Annotated in this window: 25 protein-coding genes and 1 pseudogene; 13 read left to right on the top strand and 13 right to left on the bottom strand. The window is 65.4% G+C overall.

What is annotated here, in order from left to right:
- Positions 1-126: 126 nt before the first annotated feature.
- Positions 127-768, bottom strand: coding sequence for an HAD family phosphatase (locus Sj15T_RS13020; protein ID WP_013041414.1), 642 nt, complete (start codon positions 766-768; stop codon positions 127-129).
- Positions 769-771: 3 nt separating this feature from the next.
- On the bottom strand, positions 772-897 hold the full coding sequence (gene ykgO, locus Sj15T_RS13015; protein ID WP_004210176.1) for a type B 50S ribosomal protein L36: 126 nt from the start codon (positions 895-897) through the stop codon (positions 772-774).
- 209 nt (positions 898-1,106) lie between these two features.
- Between ykgO and Sj15T_RS13010 the strand changes: the two genes are divergently transcribed.
- Entirely contained in the window at positions 1,107-1,736 is a 630-nt protein-coding gene (locus Sj15T_RS13010) for a hypothetical protein (protein ID WP_013041413.1), read from the top strand.
- Positions 1,733-2,863, top strand: a complete 1,131-nt coding sequence (locus tag Sj15T_RS13005; RefSeq protein ID WP_013041412.1) for a M14-type cytosolic carboxypeptidase — start codon at positions 1,733-1,735, stop codon at positions 2,861-2,863. Before Sj15T_RS13010 ends, Sj15T_RS13005 begins: the two co-directional genes overlap by 4 nt.
- Before the next feature lie 18 nt (positions 2,864-2,881).
- On the opposite strand, the gene Sj15T_RS13000 is transcribed toward Sj15T_RS13005, so the two are convergent.
- The 3 genes from Sj15T_RS13000 to Sj15T_RS12990 all read right to left on the bottom strand — a co-directional run bounded on the left by Sj15T_RS13000 (position 2,882) and on the right by Sj15T_RS12990 (position 6,636).
- Positions 2,882-3,601 (bottom strand): dienelactone hydrolase family protein, encoded by a 720-nt coding sequence (locus Sj15T_RS13000; protein WP_013041411.1) that lies wholly within the window; start codon positions 3,599-3,601, stop codon positions 2,882-2,884.
- A 125-nt stretch (positions 3,602-3,726) separates the two neighbouring features.
- Positions 3,727-5,904 carry a phosphoribosylformylglycinamidine synthase subunit PurL gene (gene purL / locus Sj15T_RS12995; RefSeq protein WP_013041410.1) on the bottom strand — a complete coding sequence of 726 codons (2,178 nt, stop codon included), beginning with the start codon at positions 5,902-5,904 and terminating at the stop codon, positions 3,727-3,729.
- 351 nt (positions 5,905-6,255) lie between these two features.
- A complete protein-coding gene (locus tag Sj15T_RS12990) occupies positions 6,256-6,636 on the bottom strand; it encodes a hypothetical protein (protein WP_007688690.1) in 381 nt (126 codons plus the stop codon).
- Positions 6,637-6,803: 167 nt separating this feature from the next.
- Here Sj15T_RS12990 and Sj15T_RS12985 point away from each other — a divergent pair, with 167 nt between their 5' ends.
- The 6 genes from Sj15T_RS12985 (at position 6,804) to aat (ending at position 11,601) form a co-directional block, all read left to right on the top strand.
- The gene (locus tag Sj15T_RS12985; protein WP_007688687.1) at positions 6,804-7,064 is read left to right on the top strand and encodes an exodeoxyribonuclease VII small subunit; all 261 of its coding nucleotides are present in this window, start codon (positions 6,804-6,806) and stop codon (positions 7,062-7,064) included.
- 26 nt (positions 7,065-7,090) lie between these two features.
- On the top strand, positions 7,091-8,008 hold the full coding sequence (locus tag Sj15T_RS12980) for a polyprenyl synthetase family protein (protein ID WP_013041408.1): 918 nt from the start codon (positions 7,091-7,093) through the stop codon (positions 8,006-8,008).
- Positions 8,009-8,012: 4 nt separating this feature from the next.
- Complete coding sequence (coaD, locus tag Sj15T_RS12975; RefSeq protein WP_007688682.1) at positions 8,013-8,525, top strand: pantetheine-phosphate adenylyltransferase; 513 nt, start codon at positions 8,013-8,015, stop codon at positions 8,523-8,525.
- Between the two features lie 95 nt (positions 8,526-8,620).
- Positions 8,621-9,400 (top strand): peptidylprolyl isomerase, encoded by a 780-nt coding sequence (locus tag Sj15T_RS12970; protein ID WP_007688681.1) that lies wholly within the window; start codon positions 8,621-8,623, stop codon positions 9,398-9,400.
- Between the two features lie 278 nt (positions 9,401-9,678).
- On the top strand, positions 9,679-10,713 hold the full coding sequence (gene queA, locus Sj15T_RS12965) for a tRNA preQ1(34) S-adenosylmethionine ribosyltransferase-isomerase QueA (protein WP_013041407.1): 1,035 nt from the start codon (positions 9,679-9,681) through the stop codon (positions 10,711-10,713).
- Positions 10,714-10,836: 123 nt separating this feature from the next.
- Entirely contained in the window at positions 10,837-11,601 is a 765-nt protein-coding gene (aat, locus tag Sj15T_RS12960; RefSeq protein WP_021223998.1) for a leucyl/phenylalanyl-tRNA--protein transferase, read from the top strand.
- Positions 11,602-11,636: 35 nt separating this feature from the next.
- Here aat and Sj15T_RS12955 read toward each other — a convergent pair.
- The 4 genes and pseudogenes from Sj15T_RS12955 to Sj15T_RS12940 form a co-directional block, all read right to left on the bottom strand.
- Positions 11,637-11,807, bottom strand: a pseudogene (locus tag Sj15T_RS12955) (DUF2155 domain-containing protein); the annotation flags it as partial.
- A gap of 227 nt (positions 11,808-12,034) precedes the next feature.
- A complete protein-coding gene (locus tag Sj15T_RS12950; RefSeq protein WP_007688672.1) occupies positions 12,035-12,433 on the bottom strand; it encodes an NADH:ubiquinone oxidoreductase subunit NDUFA12 in 399 nt (132 codons plus the stop codon).
- 49 nt (positions 12,434-12,482) lie between these two features.
- Complete coding sequence (locus Sj15T_RS12945; RefSeq protein WP_013041405.1) at positions 12,483-12,989, bottom strand: DUF192 domain-containing protein; 507 nt, start codon at positions 12,987-12,989, stop codon at positions 12,483-12,485.
- 62 nt (positions 12,990-13,051) lie between these two features.
- The gene (locus Sj15T_RS12940) at positions 13,052-13,576 is read right to left on the bottom strand and encodes a RecX family transcriptional regulator (RefSeq protein ID WP_007686187.1); all 525 of its coding nucleotides are present in this window, start codon (positions 13,574-13,576) and stop codon (positions 13,052-13,054) included.
- A 185-nt stretch (positions 13,577-13,761) separates the two neighbouring features.
- On the opposite strand from Sj15T_RS12940, the gene Sj15T_RS12935 reads away from it, so the two are divergent.
- Both Sj15T_RS12935 and Sj15T_RS12930 read left to right on the top strand, forming a co-directional pair.
- Positions 13,762-15,483 (top strand): fatty acyl-AMP ligase, encoded by a 1,722-nt coding sequence (locus Sj15T_RS12935; RefSeq protein ID WP_013041403.1) that lies wholly within the window; start codon positions 13,762-13,764, stop codon positions 15,481-15,483.
- Positions 15,484-15,645: 162 nt separating this feature from the next.
- Positions 15,646-17,943, top strand: coding sequence for an EAL domain-containing protein (locus tag Sj15T_RS12930; protein ID WP_013041402.1), 2,298 nt, complete (start codon positions 15,646-15,648; stop codon positions 17,941-17,943).
- Positions 17,944-18,129: 186 nt separating this feature from the next.
- On the opposite strand, the gene Sj15T_RS12925 is transcribed toward Sj15T_RS12930, so the two are convergent.
- The 4 genes from Sj15T_RS12925 to cysS form a co-directional block, all read right to left on the bottom strand.
- On the bottom strand, positions 18,130-18,879 hold the full coding sequence (locus Sj15T_RS12925; protein WP_013041401.1) for a ParA family protein: 750 nt from the start codon (positions 18,877-18,879) through the stop codon (positions 18,130-18,132).
- A 151-nt stretch (positions 18,880-19,030) separates the two neighbouring features.
- Entirely contained in the window at positions 19,031-20,401 is a 1,371-nt protein-coding gene (locus tag Sj15T_RS12920) for a 3-deoxy-7-phosphoheptulonate synthase class II (RefSeq protein WP_013041400.1), read from the bottom strand.
- A 122-nt stretch (positions 20,402-20,523) separates the two neighbouring features.
- A complete protein-coding gene (locus Sj15T_RS12915; protein ID WP_013041399.1) occupies positions 20,524-20,841 on the bottom strand; it encodes a Rap1a/Tai family immunity protein in 318 nt (105 codons plus the stop codon).
- A gap of 264 nt (positions 20,842-21,105) precedes the next feature.
- A complete protein-coding gene (gene cysS / locus Sj15T_RS12910) occupies positions 21,106-22,635 on the bottom strand; it encodes a cysteine--tRNA ligase (protein WP_013041398.1) in 1,530 nt (509 codons plus the stop codon).
- Positions 22,636-22,944: 309 nt separating this feature from the next.
- Here cysS and Sj15T_RS12905 point away from each other — a divergent pair, with 309 nt between their 5' ends.
- The 3 genes from Sj15T_RS12905 (at position 22,945) to Sj15T_RS12895 (ending at position 25,456) form a co-directional block, all read left to right on the top strand.
- A complete protein-coding gene (locus Sj15T_RS12905) occupies positions 22,945-23,637 on the top strand; it encodes a Bax inhibitor-1/YccA family protein (RefSeq protein ID WP_041386138.1) in 693 nt (230 codons plus the stop codon).
- Positions 23,638-23,641: 4 nt separating this feature from the next.
- Positions 23,642-23,905, top strand: coding sequence for a zf-TFIIB domain-containing protein (locus tag Sj15T_RS12900; protein ID WP_007686202.1), 264 nt, complete (start codon positions 23,642-23,644; stop codon positions 23,903-23,905).
- Between the two features lie 99 nt (positions 23,906-24,004).
- Positions 24,005-25,456: a mannose-1-phosphate guanylyltransferase/mannose-6-phosphate isomerase gene (locus Sj15T_RS12895; RefSeq protein ID WP_013041395.1), complete on the top strand. Its 1,452-nt coding sequence runs from the start codon at positions 24,005-24,007 to the stop codon at positions 25,454-25,456.
- Positions 25,457-25,581 lie beyond the last annotated feature (125 nt).

Below are 25,581 nucleotides of genomic sequence, written 5' to 3'. Positions count from 1 at the left end.
GACAGTTGGGGTTCGAAGCAGGCCTAGGCTGTATCGACATTCAGCCCTGGCGGCCTGCAAATCGCGCTTTTCCGTGCTTCCGGTGCTCACCTACTTTTAGTAGGCTGCGCGCCGGGTCACGGAAAATCACCATTTTCGGCTCGCCATCTTCTGAATGTCGATACAGCCTAGTTCAACCAATTCCTCGCGCAATGCGATCGCATCGCGGAACAAATGGCCGCGCATCCCTTCCGCCTCGGCCGCCAGTATATTGTCCTCCCGGTCGTCCACGAACAGCGCCTCTTCCGCCCGCAGCCCGAATCGGTCGAGCGCCAGCCGGTAAATCGCGGGATCGGGCTTCACCAGCTTTTCCGCGCCGGAAACCAGGATGTCGCGGAAGGGTGCGAACAGCGCCGCCTCCCGCGCATGGAAGGGCGGCCAGAATTCGTCGCTGAAATTGGTGATGGCGAAGAGGGGAACGCCGCCTTCGTGCAGTTCGCGCACGACCTCCGGCATGCCCTCGACCGCAGGGCCGACGCTGTCGATGAACTTTTCGCCCCAGAGGCGAATCAGCGCCGCATGTTCCGGATGGCGCGCGATCAGTTCGGCGCTGGTTTCCGCGAAGGGGCGGCCCCGGTCATGCTGGAAATGCCAGTCCGGCGTCACGACATCGCGGAGAAACGCATCGAGCGCCCGATCATCGTCGATCAGGCGCTCGTACAGAACCCTTGGGGTCCAGTGATACAAGACATTGCCGACATCGAAGACGACGGCGGCAATATCCGCCATGAATCAGCCCTGGCGGGCCTTGAAGCGGCGGTTGGTCTTGTTGATGACATAGGTGCGGCCGCGGCGGCGGATCACGCGGTTGTCCCGGTGACGGCCCTTGAGCGACTTGAGCGAATTGCGGATCTTCATGGAACCAGCCTTTGAATGAATCTTGCTTGATCGAAAATCGAAGCGCAGCCCCTATGGGCGGGACGGCCGAAAGTCAAGGGCGGCCGCCCGCTTTTCGCCCCATCCCCGCGCCGTTCATCCTGCATGCAGCAAATCCGTGGCTTGACGCTTTTAAGGGATTAGCGGCGCGGTGTCGTGTAGAGGCTGTTGATCCCCTGGAGTGCGCATCCATGTCCAATCCGTCCATGTTGAAGAAGATCGTCCTTCCCTCCCTGCTGGCTTTGGGCCTCGGCGCCTGCGCCACGGCTGTTCCACCCGTGGAGGTGACGCGGTTCCATATCGACAATCCGGCGCGCAGCGGGACCATCGCCGTCGAGGAGATGGCCGGCAACCCCGATGTCGGCCTGGAATTCCGCACTTATGCCGCCGCGGTCGAGCAGGAATTGCAGCGCGTGGGCTTCACCGCCGCCGGACAGGGAACGGCAGGACAGGGCGCAAGGAGCGACTATGTCGCGCTGGTGAGCTTCCGCCGCACCTTCCGCGAACCCGGCAGCTATGGCGCCAATGGCAAGCCGGTGAGCGTCGGCGTGGGCGGCGCGGTGGGCAGCGGCGGCTATTCCGGCCTGGGGCTGGGCATCGGCATCAACCTGTCGGGCAAGCCCAAGGGGCAGGTCTTCACCGAATTGCAGGTGCAGATACGCCGACGCGCCGATTCGACCACCATCTGGGAAGGCCGGGCGCAGACTGCCGCGCGGGAGGGCACGCCCGCATCGCAGCCCGGCCTGGCGGCGCAGAAGCTGGCGGCGGCGTTGCTGGGGGGCTATCCGGGCGAATCGGGGCGGACTATAACCGTCAAATGAGCATCTCGATCACAAGTGCCTTTGACAGCGGCAATATTCGCGTCCTTTCCGTCTCCGACACCCCCGCCGGCGTCCGCGCCGAACTGGAGATCGTCAAGGACCGGCAGAGCGACTTCTACCAATGGTTCCACTTCCGCGTGGCGGGCGTGGCGGGGCGGGAGGTCGAGTTGGCGATCGTCAATTGCGGCGCGTCGGCCTATCCCGACGGCTGGCCGGGCTACAAGGCGCGCTATAGCGAGGATCGGGACAATTGGCTGCTGGCGGACACCGGCTATGCCGACGGCACGCTGACGATCCGCCTGTCGCCCGACAGCAATGCGGTGTGGCTTGCCTATTTCGCGCCCTATTCGATGGAACGGCACCATGACCTGGTCGCCTGGGCGGCGTCGCAGCCGGGGGTGGAGCATCGCGAACTGGGGCTGACGCTGGACCGGCAGCCGCTCGACCTGCTGGTGCTGGGGGAAGGGCCGAAGAAGGTCTGGCTCTACGCCCGCCAGCATCCGGGCGAGAGCATGGCCGAATGGTGGATGGAGGGCGCGCTGGAGCGGCTCTGCGACGAGGAGGACGCCGTGGCGCGGCTGCTGCGCAGGGAGGCGACCTTCTACATCGTGCCGAACATGAATCCGGACGGCAGCCGTCGCGGCCATTTGCGGACCAATGCGGTCGGCATCAACCTCAACCGCGAATGGCATGAGCCGTCGATGGAAAAGAGTCCGGAGGTGTTCCTGGTGCGCGGAGCGATGGACGAGGTCGGGGTCGATTTCGCCATGGACGTGCATGGCGACGAGGCGATTCCGGCCGTGTTCCTGGCGGGGTTCGAGGGCATTCCCTCCATCACGGAACGGCAGTCGGCCGTGTATCGCCGCTATCGCGACACGCTGGCCGCCCGGACGCCCGATTTCCAGACGAGGAAGGGCTATCCGACCGCGCCTGCCGGCAGGGCGAACCTGTCCATGTCGACCAACCAGTTGGCCGAACGCTTCGGCGCGGTGGCCATGACGCTGGAAATGCCGTTCAAGGATAATGACGACCTGCCCGACGCCGATTTCGGCTGGTCCCCGGCGCGCTCGATCCAGCTCGCCAAGGATTGCCTCGGCGTGCTGGCGGAGATGGTCGACGAAATCTGATCCCCGCCGGCCGCCGGTTCAGCCGAAAACGTCGCCCAGGAAATCGGCCATGGAGCGGAAGCTGCGGCGGTCGGCGTCGGGATGGTAGGCCAGGCCCCTTTCCGGCATCTTCGCGTCATGGTCCGTGAAGGCGTGGCCGGCATGGCCATAGGCATGGACCTGCCAGTCGCATCCGGCTTCGGTCAATTCCTTCGCGAGCGCGACGGTGGCCTCCGGCGGAGCGATCGGGTCGTTCCAGCCATGGCAGATCAACAGCCGCGCGGTGATCTTCGCATGGGGGAAGGGCGGCGCGTCGTAGACGCCGTGGAAGCTGACGCCGCCTGCAATATCCGCTCCGGAACGGGCAAGGTCCAGCACGCATTTGCCGCCGAAGCAGAAACCGATCGCGGCGGTGCGGCTTTCGTCCGTTTCGTCGAGCGATTTCAGCAGCGCATGCGCGGCGTTCGCCCGGTCGCGCAGCAGGAAGCGGTCGTCATTGAGCTCCGCCATGTAGCGGCCCATGTCGGGATCGGCGCGGGTGGTCCGCTTGCCCTGGCCGAACATGTCCGCGACGAGCACCGCCAGCCCCAGCGCCGCGACCCTTTCGGCATAGGCGAAATCGGCCTCCTTGGCGCCCAGGACATTGGGGAAGAGAAGCACGCCGGGACGCGGCGCGCCCGCCGCATCGTCGAACACGGCCATGCTCTCGAACCGGCCGCCAGGGCCTTCATGCACTGTGACGCGGCGGGTGATGGTCATGGAAGGCTCCTTGCTTCGGGGTCCGACGCATGTTGGGGCGCCATGCGCGATTAGCAAGTTGCGGCCAGTTGCCGCCGTTATTCCAGCATGCTCCTGCCTGCGCAGGAGCATGCCATTTTCCCACTTTAAAGTTCCGCGTCCATCAGCGCCGGGAAGAAGCCCTCATGCGCGTCGCGCAGGTCGGCCAGCGCCACGCCCGCCACCTTGTCGCCGCCGGTCGTCCCGATCTTCACGGCGCCCGCAATCTCGACGCCCTGCGCAGCGGCGACGATATACCGCCCCTGATCCTCGCCAAAGGCGCCAGCGGTCGTCAGCGCGATGTCCAGTTCCGCCCCGATCTTCCCGGCCAGCGCCATTTCCGCCACCGCGACCAGCAGGCCGCCGTCGGAAATATCATGCACCGCATTGACCTTGCCCGCCGCGATCAGGGCGCGGACGGTTTCGGCATTGGCGCGCTCGGCGGCCAGATCGACCCTCGGCGCATCGCCCGCTTCCCGCCCGGCAATCTCCCGCAGCCAGATCGACTGGCCCAGATGCGTGCCTTCGCCGCCGATCAGCCAGATCGCGTCGCCCTCATTCTTGAAGGCCACGGTCGCCATCCCGTCGACATCCTTGAGCAGGCCGATGCCGCCGATGGCGGGCGTCGGCAGGATTGCGGAGCCGCCGCCGGTCGCCTTGGATTCATTGTAGAGCGACACATTGCCCGACACGATGGGGAAATCCAGCGCCCGGCAGGCGTCGCCCATGCCCTCCAGGCAGCCGGTGAACTGCGCCATGATCTCCGGCCGCTGCGGATTGGCGAAGTTCAGGCAGTTGGTGACGGCCAGCGGCGTCGCGCCGACCGCGCTGATGTTGCGATAACATTCCGCGATGGCCTGCTTGCCCCCCTCATAGGGATCGGCATAGCAATAGCGCGGCGTGCAGTCGGTGCTGATCGCGATGCCCTTTTGCGATCCATGGACGCGCACCACCGCCGCGTCGCCGCCGGGGCGCTGCACCGTGTCGGCGCCGACCATATGGTCATATTGCTCCCAGATCCACCGGCGCGAGGCGATGTCTGGCGAACCCATCAGCCTGATCAGGTCGGCGCCGATGTCGGCGCTCTCCGCGATCTCGCCCAGCGGCTGCACGCCCGACCAGGCCTTATATTCCTCCTTCGCCATCGCCGGACGGTCATAGAGCGGCGCGTCGTCGGCCAGAGGAGCCAGCGGAATGTCGCACACCGTCTCGCCATGATGGACCAGCACCATGCGGCCCGTATCGGTCACATGGCCGATCACCGCGAAGTCCAGTTCCCACTTGCGGAAAATGGCCTCGGCAAAATCCTCCTTGCCCGGCTGGAGGACCATCAGCATCCGCTCCTGCGACTCCGACAGCATCATCTCATAGGCGGTCATGCCGGTTTCGCGCTGCGGCACCTTGTCCATGTCGAGCTGGATGCCGACGCCGCCCTTGGACGCCATCTCCACGGAGGAGGAGGTGAGCCCCGCCGCGCCCATGTCCTGGATCGCGACGATGGTGTCCGACGCCATCAGTTCCAGACAGGCCTCGATCAGCAGCTTTTCGGTGAAGGGATCGCCCACCTGCACGGTCGGCCGCTTCTCCTCCGAATCCTCGCCGAAATCCGCCGACGCCATGGTCGCGCCATGGATGCCGTCACGCCCGGTCTTCGACCCCACATAGACGATGGGATTGCCCACGCCCGACGCGGCGCTGTAGAAGATCTTGTCCGTCTCCGCGACGCCCACGGTCATGGCGTTGACCAGGATGTTGCCGTCATAGGCGGGGTGGAAATTCACCTCGCCGCCCACGGTCGGCACGCCCACGCAATTGCCGTAGCCGCCGATGCCGCGCACCACGCCGCTGATGAGATGCTTCATCTTGGGGTGATCGGGCCGCCCGAAGCGCAGCGCGTTCATGTTCGCCACCGGCCGCGCGCCCATGGTGAACACGTCGCGCAAAATGCCGCCCACGCCCGTCGCCGCGCCCTGATAGGGTTCGATATAGCTGGGGTGGTTGTGGCTCTCCATCTTGAAGATCGCCGCCTGCCCATCGCCGATGTCGACGACGCCCGCATTCTCGCCGGGGCCGCAAATCACCTGCGGCCCTTCGGTCGGCAGCTTCTTCAGATGGATTCGCGAGGATTTGTAGGAGCAATGCTCCGACCACATGACCGAGAATATGCCGAGTTCGGTGAGATTCGGTTCCCGTCCAAGCGCGTTCAGGACGCGATCATATTCTTCCGGGGAAAGCCCATGTTCGGCGACGACCTGGGGCGTGATCTGGGATGCGGTGCTGGACATGAGCGCGCCTTTAGCGATGGAGCGTTCGATAGACAATAAGATGATGGCCCACCCGCATCCGGCGCAATGTCGCGAAAGGCGCACCCATCCTATTCCTCCCCATCACAAGATGGGGAGGGTCGAAGAGAGGCACGTGACTCTCTTCGACGCCGCCGAAGGCGGTGGTGGAGGGGAAATACGCAGGTCGCGCCTATTCCCCTCCACCATGCTTCGCATGGTCCCCCTCCCCACGCTTCGCGCAGGGAGGATTAAGAACATCCCCTACCGGCCACCTTCCGCCAACCCAAAAATAAAAAGACCGGCCTTCCGCATGGGAAGACCGGCCCGGATGTGCAGGAAAATGAAAGAAGATCAGCCCTTGCAGCTAACCGCGTCCTTGCCCGGAAGGGTGGCGGTGATCTGCTTGCCCGAACCCTCGATCTTGTAGCCGGCGCCTTCGAAGGGCTTGCCCGCTTCGGCGGCGGTCAGCTTGGTCGGCGCGCCGTCCTTTTCGGTGCGCAGGTTCGCCGTCTTGTCGTCGCTCATGAAGTCGACGAAGATCAGGCTGTTGTCCTTGCAGCGATATTGATGGCTTTCCTTCACCATCGGCGGCAGTTCGATGGGCGCGGCATTGGCGAGCTTTTCGGCCATGGGATCGGCGGGGCCGCCCACGACTTCGGGTTCGTCATTCTTGTTGCAGGCGGAAAGCAGCGCAAGCGCCGCTACGGAGATCAGGGGGAGATGATATTTCATAGCGGTCCTTCTATGTGCACTAGCCATGCCAAGCGTCAACGCAAAACTGCCGCAAGTCCGCCAGCCAGTGGTGCGACGTCATGACGTTTTCGTGAACGGCGGCCGGAATCGGCGGCCATGGCCCATGCGGGCTTGACCGGGCGGGCGGGGGCCGCCAATGCAGGGACATGGCGCAAGACAGCATGACACAACAGGGCGATCCGTCGCAAATGTCGTTCGAAGATGCGTTGCGCGCGCTCGAATCGATCGTCCGGCGGCTGGAGAGCGGGGACGTGCCGCTCGACGAATCCATCTCGCTCTATTCGCAGGGCGAGGAGCTGCGGAAACGCTGCATGGAACGGCTCCAGGCGGCCGAAGCGCGCATCGCCAAGCTGACGATCGACGCAGGCGGCGCCGTGACCGGCGCGCAGCCCTTCGGTTCGGACTGAGCGTGCCGCATGCGGGAGAGGCGGTCATGAGCGGGGGTTCCGCCTCGCCCCCCGCGACGGGCCTGGTGGCCGGCCGCGCGGCGGCCGTGGCGGCCGATGTCGACCGCCTGTTCGACCGGCTGCTGGCGGTCCCCGACGATCCGCGCCGCCGCTTGTACGAGGCGATGCGCCATGCCGCCATGGACGGCGGCAAGCGGCTGCGCCCGCTGCTGGTGCAGGCGGCCAGCGACCTGTTCAACATCTCGCGGGAGTCTGCGCTGCGGGTCGGCGTCGCGGTCGAATGCATCCATGTCTATTCGCTGGTGCATGACGATCTTCCGGCGATGGACGATGACGACATGCGCCGGGGCAAGCCGACCGTGCACAGGGCGTTCGACGAAGCGACGGCGATCCTGGCGGGCGACTGCCTGCACGACCTGGCTTTCGAGATATTGGCGGACGAGGAAACGCATCCCGACCCCTTCGTCCGGATCGAACTGGTGAAGGCGCTGGCCGTCGCCAGCGGCACCAGCGGCATGGCGGGCGGTCAGATGATGGACCTGGAGGCGGAGAAGGCCAGCTTCGACCTGCCCACAGTCACCCGGCTCCAGCAGTTGAAGACCGGCGCGCTGATCGCCGTCTGCGTCGATGCGGCGGCGATTATGGCCCTCATCCCGCCGGAGGGGCGGATGCGCCTGCACGGCTATGCCCGCGACATCGGCCTTGCCTTCCAGATCGCCGACGACCTGCTGGACGTGGAGGGGGACGCCGTTCTCGCCGGCAAGGCGCTGGGCAAGGACGCGGCGGCGGGGAAGGAAACCTTCGTCTCGCTGCTGGGGGTGGAGCGGGCGCGGGAGCAGGCTCGCCTGCTGGTGGAACAGGCCAAGGCGCATCTGCACGGGCACGGGCCGGAGGCGGACCTGCTGCGCGCCATCGCCGACTATATTGTGGAAAGGGATCGCTAGGGGCATGAGCAAGCAGAGGGTGGGGGTCTATCCCGGCACATTCGATCCGATCACCTTGGGTCATATGGACATCATCCGGCGCGGCGCGAAGCTGGTCGACAAGCTGGTGATCGGCGTCACCACCAACATCTCCAAATCCCCGATGTTCTCCGACGAAGAACGGCTGGACATGGTCCGCCGCGAATGCGCGGGCATCGACACGGAAATCGTCGTCACCGGCTTCAACTCGCTGCTGATGGACTTCGCCGAATCGCAGGGGGCCAGCGTCATCATCCGGGGCCTGCGCGCCGTCGCGGACTTCGAATATGAATATCAGATGGCGGGGATGAACCAGCAGATCAACGGCCGGGTCGAAACCGTCTTCCTGATGGCGGACGTGTCGCTGCAGCCCATCGCATCCCGCCTGGTCAAGGAAATCGCGCTCTATGGCGGGCCGATCCACAAATTCGTCAGCCCCGCCGTGCGCGAGGAAGTGGAGGCGCGGGTGGCCGCCATCGGCCTGAAAGGGCAGGGCTGAAGGCTCCACTCAGCCTTCGTTCAGTTGCCAATCGCGAAGAGGGCGCTATCAGGGGCAACTTCGCACCTGGGCAAAATTTGAGGAAAGCAGCATTCATGCGGTTCACGTCGGCGCTCAAGACCGTGGCGATCGGTTTCGCCCTCTATGCATCGAGCGGCGCTGCCCTGGCCCAGGGCGGCGGCGGCCGCAATGCCGAGGAGATGAAGAAGGAGGAGGCGGCCGTGCGCGCGGAGCAGACCGCCAAGCAGCTCGGCCTCGACCCCGCATCCAGGCTGCCGGCGGCCACGGTGCCGGTCGATCCCCAGAATGTCTGGGATCTCGACCTGTCGAGCGGCGGCCGCGTGCGCATCCAGTTGCGCCCCGACATCGCGCCCGGCCATGTCGAGCGGATCAAGGAGCTGACGCGCCAGGGCTTCTACAACGGCCTCAAGTTCCACCGCGTCATCCCCGGCTTCATGGCGCAGGGCGGCGATCCCAAGGGCGACGGAACCGGCGGTTCGACGCTGCCGGACTTGAAGGCCGAGTTCAATCCGATGCCGCATCTGCGCGGCACCGTCTCCATGGCCCGCGCCCAGAGCGAGGACAGCGCGAACAGCCAGTTCTTCATCGTCTTCCTGCCGCGCATGCAGCTCGACAAGAAATATACGGTGTTCGGCCGCGTGATCGAGGGCATGCAATATGTCGACGCGATCCATGAGGGCGAGCCGCCGGCCGATCCGACGATCATCCTCCAGGCATCGATCGAAAGCGACGGCAAGCCGCCGGTGACGGCGCTGCCGACGCCGCCCGCTCAGCCGACCCCGTCGATCGCCGCGCCGCCGCCCGCGAAGCAGCCTGTGCCCGCAAGGAAGCCGGCCACGCTGAAGAAGAAATAGTAAGGCCGGGTGAATGCGTGCTCCTGCGAAGGCAGGAGTCCAGTCCCGCCGTCTGAACTGGGTTTCTGTCTTCCCAGGAGAACTTGATATGCTGTTCTAGGGTGTGTGTGGATTCAGCCCATGGCGGGCTGCAAATAGCGGCTTTCTCCGCTTCCGGTGCTCGCGTACTGAGGTACACTGCGTCGAAACGAGTCACCTGCCTCGTTTCGAGGTTCTCGAAGTCCACTATTTTCGCCGCGCCCTGAACTGAATCCCTACACACCCTAGAGCATTCGACCATGCGCGTAGACCTGTTCGATTTCGACCTTCCACCCGAAAGCATCGCGCTTCGCCCCGCTTCCCCGCGCCATTCGGCCCGGCTTCTGCTGGCGGCGGGCGACGCGCCGTTCCAGGACCGGATCGTGCGCGACCTGCCCGGCCTGCTGCGCCCCGGCGACGTTCTGGTGTTCAACGACACCAAAGTCATCCCGGCCCAATTGGAAGGCATGCGCGGCCAGGCGAAGATCGGCGCGACGCTGCACAAGCGGCTCGGCCTGCGCCAGTGGCAGGCCTTCCTCCGCAACGCCAAGCGGGTGCGGGACGGTGACCGGATCGATTTCGGCAATGGCGTCACCGCCGTGGCCGGCCCGCGCGACGAGGAGGGCGGCGTCATGCTCCGCTTCGAGGGCGAGGAGCCGGTCGAACTGTTGCTGGAACGGGCGGGCCGGATGCCGCTGCCCCCCTATATCGCCAGCAAGCGCCCGACCGACGAGCGCGACCGCAGCGACTACCAGACCATGTTCGCGCGGGAGGACGGCGCCGTCGCCGCGCCCACGGCGGCGCTGCACTTCACGCCCGAATTGATGACCGCGATAGAAAAAGCCGGCATCGGAACGGAAACGCTGACCCTGCACGTCGGCGCCGGCACCTTCCTGCCGGTCAAGGCGGAGGATACGGACGATCACCATATGCATGCCGAATGGGGGCGGATCGACCAGGCGACGGCAGGCCGCCTCAATGCGGCGCGGGCGGCGGGAGGCCGGCTGATCGCGGTCGGCACCACCAGCCTGCGCCTGCTGGAAAGCGCGACGGGGGAAGACGGCATCATCCGCCCCTTCGAGGACGAGACGCGGATCTTCATCACGCCCGGCTACCGTTTCCGCGCGGTCGACGGGCTGATGACCAATTTCCACCTGCCCAAATCGACCTTGTTCATGCTGGTAAGCGCCCTGATGGGCACGGAAAAAATGCAGTCGGTCTACCGGCACGCCATTGATGGCGGCTATCGCTTCTACAGCTATGGCGACTCCAGCCTGCTGTTGCCGAATCCCTAGGCTGAATGTCGATACAGCCTAGAAGGATTCGCGTCGGCGGGCAGGCTTCCCGCCATGCAGGGCGGTATCAGGCATGAAAGTCGCACTGGCGCGCCGCCCGGTCTGGCGTTAAGTCTTTCCTTGATGACGATTGACCCGTTGGTGCTGTTGCAGGCTTATGCGATCGGCGTGTTTCCCATGTCCGACGACCGCGAGGCGGACGAGGTGTACTGGATCGAGCCGAAGCGGCGGGCGATCATGCCGCTCCATGGCTTCCACATCTCTCATTCGCTGGCCAAGACGATAAGGCGGGAGCGGTTTCGGGTGACCGCCAATCGCGATTTCGCCGGCATCGTCCGCCTGTGCGCGGAGGCCGCGCCGGACCGGCCTTCCACCTGGATCAACCATCCGATCGAGCGGGCCTATCGCCACCTGCATGAAATAGGTTTCGCCCACTCCGTCGAAATATGGGAGGGGGAGGAGCTGGTCGGCGGCCTCTACGGCGTGGCGCTGGGCCGGGCCTTTTTCGGGGAAAGCATGGTGTCCCGGCGCACCGATGCGTCGAAGGTGGCGCTGGCCTGGCTGACCGCCCGGATGCGTTTCGGCGGCTTCACCCTGCTCGATTGCCAGTTCATGACCGATCATCTGCGGTCATTGGGCGCGATCGAGATCAGCCAGCGCGACTATCTTCAATCATTGGCGGGCGCGTTGGACGGCGTGGCGCTGGGGGCCGGCCGGGGCGTGCTGGCGGCCGGTTCCGGGGTCTGGGCGGAACTGGCGTTCTCTCCGCTCGCCGGGGACGCATTGGCCCGCGCCCCGTCCGACGCTTCGCCCTTGTCGCCCAGCTTCACCGTGTCCGGGCCGGTTTCGGGCCAGGACATCGTGCAGCTTCTGACCCAGACGTCATAGACCGGGTGCTGCACCACATTGCGGTCCGGCCGTTCGCGGAACAGCCAGCCGGAAAAATTGCGCCGCCATTTATTGTCGGCGGTGCTGCGCACGTCCAGTTGCACGAAGGCGCCGGTTTCCTGCACATTTTCCCAGGACGCCGTGGTTTCGCAGGCCTGCAGCCGAACGATGGCGTCGCCGACGCGCAGCGCTTCGCCGGGTTTCATCGTCAGGTCGGTGGTGATGCCGTTGCGCTTGTTGAGCAGGCCGATCACCGCCACGCGCTCGTTCATCGGCGTGCCGGTAAGGGGGGATTCATCGCCATTGCGGATCTTCTGCCCCTCTATGCGGACGGGGCCGCCCTGGTTCTGCGTCGGCAGGTCGTCGCCGCCGCAACCGGCCAGGACCAGCGCGCAGCCGAGGATCGGCAGGAAACGTCCCGCCGGGCGCCGCGTCATGATGCGTCGGGGCTCCACGCCTCATAATCGCCGGTCGCCTTCTGGCGCAGGCCACCCTTTTCCAGCGCGCCCGTGGGGCGATAGGCCTGGGCCGTGCCGGTGGCGTTGGGGGTGAAATCCTTTTCCCAGATGCGCGGCGGCGGCAGGAAGCTCTCCGGCGCGCCCTCTATCGAATGGTGCAGCCAGCCATGCCATTCGGCGGGCACGCGGCTGGCGTCGTTGGCGCCATTGTAGATGACCCAGCGGCGGGTCAGGCCATTGGGGTCGGTGCCGCCCTCATAATAGACATTGCCCTGATGATCCTCGCCCACCTTCGTGCCCTTGCGGGAGGTATGGAGCGAGGTGCCGATGGTCGCGCCATCCCACCAAGTGAATATCTTGCCAAGGATTCCCATGGGCGAAGCGCTTAGCCGTTGCGCCCGGCGCTTGGCAAGGCGGTTCTGGTCAGCCGGGGCAGAAATTGAGGGGGTTTGCGGGCGCAGAGGCGGTGCAGTCGCCCCATTGCACATGGTCGCCCTCCCCGATGCCCAGTTCCGCCGCCCGGCCGCCGCGCAGTTCGAGGACGGCGGCCACCGGAATGCCGGCGGAGACGGGCTCGCGGGAATAGGGTGCGGCATTGGCCTTGAGGAAAGCGATGCTGCCGTCGGTGTGGATGAACAGCATGTCGAGCGGGATCAGCGTGTTCTTCATCCAGAAGCTGGCGGTGCGCGGCGGGTCCATCGGGAACAGCATGCCGCCGTCGGGGGCGAGCGATTTGCGGAACATCAGGCCCTGCTCCTGCTGCTTTTCGGTCAGGGCGACCTCCACGGTGAAGCGGTGGGTGGCTTTGGCGGTGCGGATGGTGAGGGGGAGGGTGGCTTGTTGAGCGGTGGCGGCGGTGTTTTCGGCTTTGGGAGCGGAAGGGGAGCAGGCCGCGAGAAGGGTTGCTAGGATGAGGGGGAGGGGTTTCATGATTATGGCCTATCGCAGCTTCACGATTAAAAACAGCGCGTAAAACAGCGTGCTCCTGCACTTCATCCCTCCGCTTCCGGCACCTCGCCCGGCGCGGCGTCGGTCCAGCGGCGGGCGGTGGCGTAATCATGGCCGGCGCGCAGGAAGGCGGCGATCCATTTCTCGCGCTGCTTCGGGTCTGGCCGTTCCAGCGCATAGGGGCCGATGCGCTTGCGGCGGGCGAAGCGGTCGGCGGAGGACCAGCTTTCCCTTTCCGTCTGGGCTTGGGCTTCCTCCCGGTCGGCCTCCGCTATGCCGTCGGCGCGCAGGGTTTCCGCGACCCGGCGGGCGCCATAGCCGCGGCGGCTGAGCGCGCCGCTTTTCATCACCGCATAGCCGGCATCGTCGACATAGCGCAGTTCGCTCAGGCGATCGACCAGCGCCTGCGGATCGGCTGGGCCTTCGCCGCCCCAGCCGCGTTCCTTCACCTTGCGGTTCAGATAAGCGAGCAATTTGGCGCGGCTGGTGGCGAAACGGCCGACATAGCGCAGCGCCAGTTCGCGCAGCGCCTCTTCGTCGAGCGGGGGAGGAAGGCGTTTATCGGCCATGGCAATGCTTCATGCGGCAAGCGCCTTGATTATGCCACAGTCGGGCCGGAATTTTACCGCCCCTTCCGGGTTAAAAGCTCAGGCTGGAATGCAACTATCCGGTGCAATGCAGCTTGAAAGCTGTTAGCGGCGCGCCGGAATAGGACAAATATGACATTGGTAACGCCAATATGGGTTCGCAAAGCATGATGGCACCGACGCCGACCACCGACGATCTGCCCCGCCGTTTCTCGGATTTCGAGACGCTGGGCGAAGCGCTGGACTATGCCGCGACCGGACGGCGCGGCCTCAACTTCCACGATGCGCGGGGAAATCTGGCGCGCGCCTATCCCTTTTCGGAATTGCGCGCTGACGCCATCGCCTGCGCGCACCGGCTGATCGCCCATGGGGTGAAGCCCCAAGACCGCGTGGCGCTGGTGGCGGAAACGGGGGCCGATTTCGCGCAATTGTTCTTCGGCATCGTCTATGCGGGCGGCTGGCCGGTGCCACTGCCGCTGCCAACCAGCTTCGGCGGCAAGGAAAGCTATATCGACCAGTTGAACGTCCAGTTGTCGAGCTGCGACCCGATGCTGTTCCTCTTCCCCAGGGAATTGGAGGAGATGGCGGGGGAATCCGGCCGCCAGAAAGCGGTCGAGAGCATCGCCTTCGAGGATTTCATCGCCCGGGAAGCCGTGCCCTGCGACCTGCCGCAGGCGCAGCCGCACGAAATCGCCTATCTGCAATATTCTAGCGGTTCGACCCGCTTCCCCCATGGCGTCGCGGTGACGCATCATGCGCTGCTCAGCAACCTGGCCGCGCACAGCCATGGCATGAAGGTGCAGGACAGCGACCGCTGCATAAGCTGGCTGCCCTGGTATCATGACATGGGCCTGGTCGGCTGCTTCCTGTCGGTCGTCGCCAACCAGGTGTCGACCGATTACATGAAGACCGAGGATTTCGCCCGCCGTCCGCTGGCGTGGCTGGACCTGATCAGCCGGAACGAAGGCACGTCGATCAGTTATTCGCCGACCTTCGGCTACGATATCTGCGCCCGCCGCATGTCCAGCCAGACCAAGGCGGCCGACCGTTTCGACCTGTCCCGCTGGCGGCTGGCGGGCAACGGCGCGGACATGATCCGCCCGGACGTGATGCAGAGTTTCGTCGACGCCTTCGGCGACGCCGGGTTCAGCCCCAGGGCGTTCCTGCCCAGCTATGGCCTGGCCGAAGCGACGCTGGCCGTCACCATCATGCCGCCGGGCGAGGGCATCATCGTCGAACTGGTCGAGGAAACCGACCTGTCGGGCGGCGACGCGACCGAGGGGCGGCCGCAGCGTTTCCGCTCCATCGTCAATTGCGGCAAGCCCGCCCGCGACATGATCGTGGAAATCCGCGACGAGGACGGCGCGAAGCTGAACGAGCGCCAGATCGGCAAGGTGTGGACCACTGGACCGTCGCTGATGGTCGGCTATTTCCGCGATCAGGAGGCGACCGACGCCTGCATGGTCGACGGCTGGCTGGACACGGGCGACATGGGTTATCTCAGCGACGGCTATCTCTACATCGTCGGCCGCGCCAAGGACATGATCATCATCAACGGCAAGAATCACTGGCCGCAGGACATCGAATGGGCGGTGGAGCAGTTGCCCGGCTTCAAGCAGGGCGACATCGCCGCCTTCGCCATCACCACGCCGGGCGGCGAGGAAGCGCCCGCCGTGCTGGTGCATTGCCGCACCTCCGACAATGACGAGCGCACGCGGCTGCGCGACCAGATCCGGGAGAGGGTGCGGGCGATCACCGGCATGAACTGCGTCGTCGAACTGGTGCCGCCGCGCACCCTGCCGCGCACCAGTTCGGGCAAATTGAGCCGGTCGAAGGCGCGCAACCTCTATCTGACCGGCGAAATCCGGCCCTACGACATCGCCGCCTGAACCCCGTCGTCGCGCATTGCCCTCCCCGGCGCCGCGCTTTTTTACCTGCTTTCATTCCGCCGTTACGGATTGATAACCGCTTCCTGTTAATCCGGGCGGGTGAAACGCGGGCACGGGCCATCTTCTGAACCGGCTTCTCGGGAGCGAATATCGCTTCCGGCGATGATGGGCCTTGCCGTCGTGCCGGGCGACGCGGCCGAACGGGTGCTGGCCGCCCAATTGCGCTCGGCCGATCATGTCGCGCTGCTGCGGCAGGCGATGAACCTCTTTGGCCTGCTGTTCCTCTGGCAGGTCTTCGGTCACCACGGCTCTGCGCCGGGACTGATGCTGTGGAGCGCCGCGCTGCTTCTCTCCATGGCCGTCGGCGGCATCTTGCGCCGCAGGCGGAACGGCGCGGCGGTCAGCGCCGCCGATCTTCGCGTCCATGGCTTTACCGGCCTGCTCCACGGCCTCATCTGGGCAGCGTGCATGATGTCGCTTTCCGCGGGGCATGGCGCGGCGCAGTCGGTGGCGCATTGGACGCTGATCAGTTGCATCATGGTCTGCGGCGCGATCAGCTATGCCCCCACTCCGCTGGCGGCGACCGGCTTCCTGCTGCCCTGCATCGTCGGGCTTGGCGCCCTGTTCGATCCGCGCGACCAGGCGCCGCTGCTCGCCCTGGCCACCAGCTATGCGCTGTCGCTGCTGGTCGGCTGCTTCCTCTATGCGCGGACCTTCGCCCGGCAGCACAGCGCCAGCGTGCAACTGGAGGAGAAAAGCGAGGTCGTCAGCCTGCTGCTGCGCGAATATGAGCATGGCGCGTCGGACTGGCTGTGGCAGACCGATCCTGCGCGGCGGTTGAGCGGCGTGTCGCCGCGCCTGGCGGAAATGCTGGGCCGCGCGCCGGCCGAGGCGGAAGGCGTGCTGCTGGTCGAACTGCTGGCTGGAAACGCCTGGGAAAGCGGACTGTTTCCGACCGAACTGCATGAACTGGCGGATCATCTGAAGCGGCGGGAGAGTTTCAGCAACATCGTCCTGCCCGTCGAACTGGATGGAAAAGTGCGCTGGTGGGAACTGTCGGCATCGCCCCGCTATGATGAGGGCGGCGCCTTTCTCGGCTTTCGCGGCGTGGGTTCCGATATTACCGAGCAGCGGGAATCGGCGGAGCGGATCGCCCAGCTTGCGCGGTTCGACCCGTTGACCGGCCTGCCCAACCGCACCCATCTGCGCGACGTGCTGGATCAGGCGATGGGCGGCGGGATGGCGGGCGCGGCGCGGGCGGGCGGCTGCGCCTTCCTGATGATCGACCTCGATCGGTTCAAGGCGGTGAACGACACGCTGGGGCATCAGATCGGCGACAAGCTGCTGACCCAGGTGGCGCGGCGGTTGCGGCACATCTGTTCCGGCGCCGAATTTTGCGGGCGCATCGGCGGAGACGAATTTGCCGTCGTCATCCCGCAATTGGGCGAGACCCACGGCGTCGACAAGCTGGCGGCCAGGATCATCAACGGCCTTTCCGCCCCCTACCAGGTGGAAGAACATACGCTCTATGTCGGCGCATCGGTGGGATCGGCGGTGTCGCCGCAGGACGGCCGCGAATCGGAGGCGCTGATAAGGAGCGCCGACCTTGCCCTCTATCGCGCGAAAGGCGACGGCGGCGGCGTGCATTGCGCCTATGAACCGCAACTGCATGCCCAGGCGGAGGAGCGGCGCCAACTGGAACTGGCGCTGCGCGACGCGCTGGAGAAGAAGCAGTTGCACGTGCTGTTCCAGCCGGTGGTGGAGGCGCAGGCCGGCACCGTCGTCGGGTTCGAAGCGCTGGTGCGCTGGACCCACCCGGACATGGGGCCGATCTCGCCGGCCAAATTCATTCCGGTCGCGGAAGAGGCCCGGCTGATCGGGCCGATCGGGGAATGGGTGCTGCGGACCGCCTGCAAGGAAGCGGCATGCTGGCCGGAGGACGTGCGGATCGCGGTCAATGTCTCGGCCGAGCAGCTTGCTCATCCGAGCTTCGTCGGCGCGGTCGTATCCGCTCTCGCGCAAAGCGGGCTGGAGGCGCGGCGGCTGGAACTGGAAGTCACCGAAAGCGTGTTCGTCAACGCCGATACCGGGGCGCTCAAGATACTCGACCAGTTGCGCGGCCTGGGCGTTCGGCTGTCGCTCGACGATTTCGGCACGGGCTATTCCTCGCTCGGCTATCTCAGCCGAACGCGTTTCGACACGATCAAGATCGACCGCAGCTTCGTCGTGGGCGCGTCGAACAACAAGGCGGAGAGCCTGGCGATCATCCGCGCGGTGGTCACGCTGGCCGACAGCCTGGGCATGGCGACCACGGCGGAAGGCGTCGAAACGGAGGCGGAACTGGCGATGGTCCGCGGTCTGGGCTGCCGCAAGGTCCAGGGCTTCTATTTCGGACGGCCCATGCCGGCGTCCGACGCGGCGGCGCTCTTTCCGGCGCATCAGGCGCGGGCACGGGCTTAGATACGCGAATAGCCAGGCCGACTTTCGACCCTTGGTGAAGCGCGCCGTGCTCCTGCGCAGACAGGAGCCCAGTCCCGCGCTCGACCTATCATCGCACCGCCTGAATCGGGATCATTCGAACGCCTGCGCAGGAGCAAGCTGCGCCGATGGCGGCAATCGGTAGATTCCAGCCAGACTCGCGGCCACCTACCGCTTCTGAACCTGTCGTTCGATCGTCGTCCAAAGCCCGGTAAAAGCCTGCGCCGATGGAGAAGAGGCCGCGAACGCGCCCAGCGGCTTGCGGCGGACAGCCATTTGCTCGACCGTGCTGGCCATGGGGATGGCCGGCCAGCCGGGCTGCGCGTCCAGCGCGGCGCGGTGCAGGGCGCGGCGGCGGTCGACCATGGAATAGACCGGCATGATCGGCGGATGGCTGCCGCCGCGCTGCACCAGATAGCGGGCGACTTCCCCCATGGCGCGCTGGGCGAGGGGGGAGGGGATGACGGGAATCACGATCATGTCGGCGGCGCGCAGCACCTGTTCGCTGGTTTCGGTCAGGCCGGGCGGACAATCCAGGATGATCCGGTCATAATCCTTGCCCAGGCTCTCGATCAGCCTGGCGAGGCGCTTCTTCTTGTCCATCTCGCGGAAGAGATGGTCCAGGCTGCGCAGCGAGGTGTCGGCAGCGATCAGGTCCAGGCCCGGCACGGTGGAGGGCTGGATCAGCTTGCGGACCTCCACATCCTTGCTGAAGATCGCCTGCGCGGCGTCCCTGCTCTCGCTGTCGGTGGAGATCAGCCAGCTTGCCGCCGCCTGCGGATCGAGATCCCACAGCAGCGTCCGGCGTTTCGAGATGCTGGCGGACGCCCAGGCGAGGTTGATCGCGAAGGTGGTTTTGCCAACCCCGCCTTTAAGGCTGTAGACGGCGATGGTCGCCAATGCCGGTTCCTTTGCCATAGGCGGAGGCTATATTGCTGCACCGCCAAAGCAAGAGCTGAATCACAGCATTGTTACGCTCCTGTGACAGGGGGTGCGGATCGCGCCGCGTATGCGAAAAAGCCCGCCCCCAGCCTGGCTGGAGACGGGCTTCCAATCCGTTCGAACGGCGTCAGGCGGCCGCCCGGCGTTCCTTCAACTCCTCGTTCAGCATTTCCGCGAGCAGGAAAGCCAGTTCCAGGCTCTGCGCGGCGTTGAGGCGCGGGTCGCAATGGGTGTGGTAGCGGTCGGCCAGCCCTTCGTCGGTGATCGCCACCGCGCCGCCGGTGCATTCCGTCACATTCTGCCCGGTCATTTCGGCATGGATGCCCCCGCCGAAGCTGCCCTCCGCCCGGTGGACGGCGAAGAAGCCGCGCACCTCGGCCAGGATGCGGTCGAAGGGGCGGGTCTTGTAGCCGTTCGCCGCCTTGATGACGTTGCCGTGCATCGGGTCGCAGGACCAGACCACCGGATGGCCTTCGCGCAGGACGGCGCGGACCAGCCTGGGCAGGCCCGCCTCGATCTTGTCATGGCCGTAGCGGGTGATGAGGGTGATGCGCCCGGCCTCCCGCGAGGGGTTCAGCACGTCCAGCAGGCGGATCAGCGCGTCCGGCTCCAGCGAGGGGCCGCATTTCATGCCGATCGGATTGCCGATGCCGCGCAGATATTCCACATGGGCCGACCCTTCGAACCGGGTGCGGTCGCCGATCCACAGCATGTGCGCGGACGTGTCGTACCAGTCGCCGGTCAGCGAATCCTGCCGGGTCAGCGCCTGCTCATAGGGCAGCAGCAGCGCCTCATGGCTGGTGTAGAAGCTGGTGCCGCCAAGCTGCGGCACGGTTTCCGGCGACAGGCCGCAGGCGCGCATGAAGTCGAGCGCCTGGCCGATCTGGTCCGCCATCGCCTCGAACTTCGCGGCCCAGGGGCTGCGGCCCATGAAATCCAGCATCCAGCCATGCACCCGGTCCAGGCTGGCATAGCCGCCGGTCGAAAAGGCGCGCACCAGGTTCAGCGTCGCCGCCGACTGATTGTAGGCGCGGATCATGCGGCTTGCGTCGGGTTCGCGGGCCTCCGCCGTGAAGGCGATGTCGTTGACATTGTCGCCGCGATAGCTGGGCAGTTCCACGCCGCCAATGGTTTCCGTGTCGGCGGAACGGGGCTTGGCGAACTGGCCCGCCATGCGGCCGACCTTCACGATGGGCAGCTTCGACGCGAAGGTCAGCACCACCGCCATCTGCAGCAGCACGCGGAACGTGTCGCGGATATTGTTCGGGTGGAACTCGGCAAAGCTTTCGGCGCAGTCGCCGCCCTGCAGCAGGAAGGACTCCCCGGCCACGACTTTGGCCAGTTCGCCCTTCAGGCTGCGCGCCTCGCCGGCAAAGACGAGCGGGGGAAACTGGCTGAGCTGCGCCTCCACGGCGCCGAGCGCCTGGGCATCACGATAGACGGGCATCTGAATGCCCTTATGCTCCCGCCAGCTTTCCGGCGTCCACTTCGCCGCCACTTTGAGTCTCCCAAAGATCATAAAATAGGGGCCGCACCTACGCGCAACCAGTGGCTAACGCAAGTTTATAGCGGAAGGGGCGCTCGCGGGTTTCGATGGTTGCGCGGCCAGGACGGCCCGCGTCATTTTTCGCAGGGATATTGTTCGTTCAGCGCCACGCTGACCAGGACGGATGCGGGCGCCTGCCGCTGATCGGGGTAGCGGGTGAGATAGGCGAGGACGATGCGCTTCACATCCTCCGCATTCAGTTGCGCGGGCCAGCAATTGGGCTTGGCGCGGCCGATGAAGACGTCCTTCTTGATGCCGTCCACCGCGCCGACGATGTAAGCGGTGCAGGCAAGCCCATATTCGGGCGCCTTGTTTCGGCACTTTGCAAGCAGGGTCGTGCCCGTTTCGAACATATAATTTTGAGCAGGTGCAGCAATGGGGATTGCCGCCATTCCACTGACCGCGATGAAGGCTGCCGTTGCGTATCTTAGCATGTGCGGAATCTGCCCGTTTTGGAGCGATCTGTCCAAACGGACGAACCTGCCCCGCGCACATCCTGCCTCAGATGGCGCCGCTTTGCCAGCGAACGAAAGGATAAGGCCGCTGCCAGAAATCGCCCAGGCGGCGGTGACAAATCCGCAAATGTATTAAATCCTCCCCATCTCCCGATGGGGAGGATTAGGAAAGTCGGCCAATCACCCGCACACAGGTAAAAATCAAGCCAGCGCCAACCGCCAGTCCCAGCGCAGCGGATCGCCGTCCATCACTTCCACCCCGCGCGCGATCAGGGCGTCGCGTATCTCGTCCGACAGAGCGAAGTCCTTTTCGGCGCGGGCGGCCTGGCGGTGGTCGAGTTCTGCTTCGATCTCTTCCGGCGCGATCTGCGCGTCCCTGGGCTGGATGCGCAGATCGGCGCGGCCGATGGTCAGCAGGTTGAGGCCCAGCGCCTGATCGAAAGCCGCAAGCAGGCAGAGCTTTTCGTCCACCGGCACCTTCTTCATGGCGATGGTTTCTTCCAGCAGGGGAAGCGCGCGGGGCGTCATCAGGTCATCGCTGATCGCCGCGTCGAACTGTTCGAGCAAGGGAGCGAGTTTGGGATGCAGATTGGCGCGCAGCCAGTCGAGGCGCAGCGACTGCCATGTCACGCCCTCGGCCCGCGCCTTCAGATTTTCCACGCCCATGACCAGGCGTTTCAGCCGGGTGAGCGCGGCGCTCACGCTCTCCGCGCTGAATTCCAGTTCGCTGCGATAATGGGCGCCCAGGCACAGCAGGCGATAGGCGAGCGGATGCACGCCCGCGTCGATCAGCGAGAAGAGGGTGGTGAAGCCGCCCTTCGACTTGCTCATCTTCCCCTGCCGGTCGACCAGGAAATTATTGTGCATCCACCAGCGGGCGCCGGTAAAACCCGCCGCCGCCGCGTCCGCTTCGCCGCAGCAGCCATGAAATGCCTGGTTCTGCGCGATCTCGTTGGGATGGTGGATTTCGCGATGGTCGATGCCGCCGGTGTGGATGTCGAACGGATGGCCCAGCCGCGCCTCGCTCATCACCGAGCATTCGAGGTGCCAGCCCGGCGCGCCCTTGCCCCAGGGGGAGTCCCATTCCATCTGCCGCTGCTCGCCCGGCGGGGACTTGCGCCATATGGCGAAGTCGCTGGGGTTGCGCTTGCCTGCGACAGGATCGATGCGGGCATGGGCCGCGTCGTCGCGCCCGCCGGCAAGCGCGCCATAATCAGGCACGCTGCTGCTGTCGAAATAAAGGCCGCTTTCCAGTTCGTAGCAATGGGCGGGCGCGATCTTCTCCGCAAAGGCGATCATCTGCGGCACATAGTCGGTGGCGACCGTCCATTCGCTGGGCGGAATGATATTGAGGTCCGCGATGTTGCGCTTGAAGGCGTCGGTATAATGGGCCGCTATGTCCCAGATGCTCTTCGCCTGGGCGCGGGCGGCGGCCTCCATCTTGTCGTCCCCGGCGTCGGCGTCGCTGGTCAGGTGGCCGACATCGGTGATGTTGATGATGTGGGTGACGTCCAGCCCCTTCCACAGCAAGGTGCGGCGCAGCGTGTCGGTGAAGACATAAGCGCGCAGATTGCCGAGATGGGCGTAATTATAGACGGTCGGGCCGCAGCTGTAGACGCGGGCATGGTTCGGCTGGATCGGCGCGAAGGGTTCGACCGCGCGCGTCAGGCTGTTGAACAGCCGCAGGGGCGCGTCGGCATGCTGCTGCGCGGGGGTGAACTGGTCGCTCATGGGCGCAGCCATGCGGCGGTTCGGCCGGGGCGTCAACAGCCCTCGATATTTGTAACAAATTGTTGCTAATGGCCCCATCCCTTGCATTGGCGCGTTGGTCCACCGATATTGCCTGTGCGGGCCGGGCCCCTCTGGCGGTTGAATGCATGCGACATGCTCCAGCCGCGATGTCGGACCGCATCGAGTGTGCTCGGTGCAGGTTCGTGAGCGTTCGTCCCCCTTTGACCTCACGAAGACCGCGCCGGGCCACTCGATCCGTAACTTGCTTGTTTTGGATGGAGTTATAACGCCGTGAACAATCCCGTTCGTATGCCGGGCTATGGTGCGAGCCAGACGGCGCAGACCGATGCCGGGCTGCGCGCGCACATGCTGGGCGTTTTCCGCAATATGGGCATCGGCCTGGTCATCACCGGGCTGGTCGCCGCCTTCATCGGCAATACGCCGGTTCTGGCGGCCGCGATTTTCGGCACGCCGCTGAAGTGGGTGGCGATCTTCGCGCCGCTGGCCTTCGTCTTCTTCTTCAGCTTCCGCATCGAGAAGATGACCACCGCGGGCGCGCGCATGGCCTTCTACGCCTTTTCGGCGGTGATGGGCGTGTCGCTGGCCAGCATCTTCCTCGTCTTCACCGGCGGGTCGATCGCCCAGGCCTTCTTCTCCGCCGCCGTGATGTTCCTGGCGATGGCGCTGTGGGGCTATACCACCGGGCGCGACCTGTCGAAATTCGGGTCGTTCCTGATCATGGGCCTGATCGGCATATTGGTCGCCAGCCTGATCAACATCTTCATCGGCTCGTCCGCCATGCAGATGGTGATCTCGATCATCGGCGTGGTGGTCTTCACCGGCCTTACCGCCTGGGACGTGCAGCGCATCAAGTCGGAATATTTCGCCTATGCCGGCCATGAAGTCGCGCAGAAGATGCAGGTGATGGGCGCGCTGTCGCTGTACCTGAACTTCGTCAACCTATTCCAGATGCTGCTCAGCCTGACCGGCGAGCGGGAGTAATCGGATGCGGGATCAGGCCGCGGTGTCGGCCATGCTCTGCCCGGTCTGTCATGTGGGCCTCTCCATGACCGACCGGCAGGGGGTGGAGATCGACTATTGCCCGCAATGCCGGGGCGTCTGGCTGGACCGGGGCGAGCTGGACAAGATCATCGAGCGTTCGGCGGGCGGGGTTCCTCCGCCCCAGCCAAGCTATCGCCCGGATCGCGACGACGGGCGATATTATCAGAAGAAGCGAAAAAAGAGCTTTCTGGAAGAACTGTTCGACTGACGGAAAGCGGCCCGATTGCGGGCCGCCTTTTTTTGTCGACCAATTCTGGCTTAGATTTCCGGAACGGCTATAAGAATCTCGGATTTCTGAGAGAGTTGCATGTCGGACAAGAATCTTGCGGTTGTTACCCCGGTGATATTGGCCGGAGGATCGGGGACGCGGTTGTGGCCGCTGTCGCGCAAATCCTACCCCAAGCAGTTCGTGCCGCTGCTGGGCGAGCAGACGCTGTTCCGCTCCGTCGTGGCGCGCTTGTCGGGCGAGGGAAAGGGTTTCGCCTTCGCCCGGCCGGTCGTGCTGACCAACGCGACCTTCCGCTTCATCGTTGCTGAACAATTGGCGCAGGAAGACACCGACCCGCGAGCGATCATCATCGAGCCTTCGGTGCGCAACACCGCGCCCGCCATATTGGCGGCGGCGCTGCATCTGGCGGCGGGCGATCCGGAAGCGGTGATGCTGGTCGCGCCCTCCGATCATGTGGTGCCCGATGCGGAGGCCTTTCGCGCGGCGGTGAGTCAGGGTCTGGCGGCGGCGCGCTCGGGCGATCTGGTGACCTTCGGCATCCAGCCGACGCGGCCGGAGACGGGTTATGGCTATCTGCAGGTCGTCGCCCGGCCGGATGGGTCGGGACAGCCGATCAAGCTGGCCCGTTTCGTGGAGAAGCCGAATGCGGCGCGGGCGCAGGAGATGCTGGCGAGCGGCGATCACCTCTGGAATGCGGGGATTTTCCTGTTCGCGGCGAAGGATCTGATCGCCGCCTTCGAGGCGCTTGCGCCCGACGTGCTGGCGGCGGTTCGGCCTGCCGTGGACGCGGCGGAGGGCGATCTGGGCTTCCTGCGGCTGTCGGCGGAGGCGTGGGACGCCGCGCCCGACATCTCCATCGACTATGCGATCATGGAACGGGCGGGCAATCTGTCGGTCGTCCCCTATGATTCCGGCTGGTCGGACCTCGGCGGCTGGGACGCGGTGTGGAGCCATGCCGGGCCGGACGCGGCGGGCGTGACGGTGGGCGGCGGGGCGACGGCCATCGATTGCAGCGATACGCTGCTGCGCTCCGACAGCGACGGGATGGAACTGGTCGGCATCGGCCTCAGCAACATCATCGCGGTGGCGATGAACGATGCGGTGCTGATCGCGGACAAGTCGCGGGCGCAGGACGTGAAGCTGGCGGTCGAGGCGCTCAAGAAAAAGGGCGCGGTGCAGGCGGAGAGTTTCCCCAAGGATCACCGGCCCTGGGGCTGGGTGGAAGGCTTGCTTGCCGGTGAGCGGTTCCAGGTGAAGCGGATCGTGGTGCAGCCGGGGCAATCCTTGAGCCTGCAAAGCCATTTCCATCGGTCGGAGCATTGGATCGTCGTCGAGGGCACGGCCAAGGTCACGGTGGGAGACGAAGTGACGTTGCTGACGGAGAACCAGTCGCTTTACGTGCCTGCCGGGGCAAAGCATCGGGTGGAGAATCCGGGGAAGATCCCGGTGGTGTTCATCGAAGTGCAGACGGGCACATATCTGGGCGAGGACGATATCGTGCGGTACGAGGATCGCTACGCGCGGGGTTGAGGGGAGAGAGATTTTATAACTGAATGTCCATCGGCCCTAGGCAGTGCGGACAAATTAAGAACGTCGGGATGGTCAGAAGCTACCATTAAATTCCTCCCTACGCGCAGCGTGGGGAGGGGGACCGT

Source organism: Sphingobium sp. TA15 (genome assembly GCF_037101235.1).
Taxonomy (GTDB): domain Bacteria; phylum Pseudomonadota; class Alphaproteobacteria; order Sphingomonadales; family Sphingomonadaceae; genus Sphingobium; species Sphingobium indicum.
Note: the sequence above shows the minus strand (reverse complement) of the source record. Positions and strands in the feature narration are given on the sequence as shown.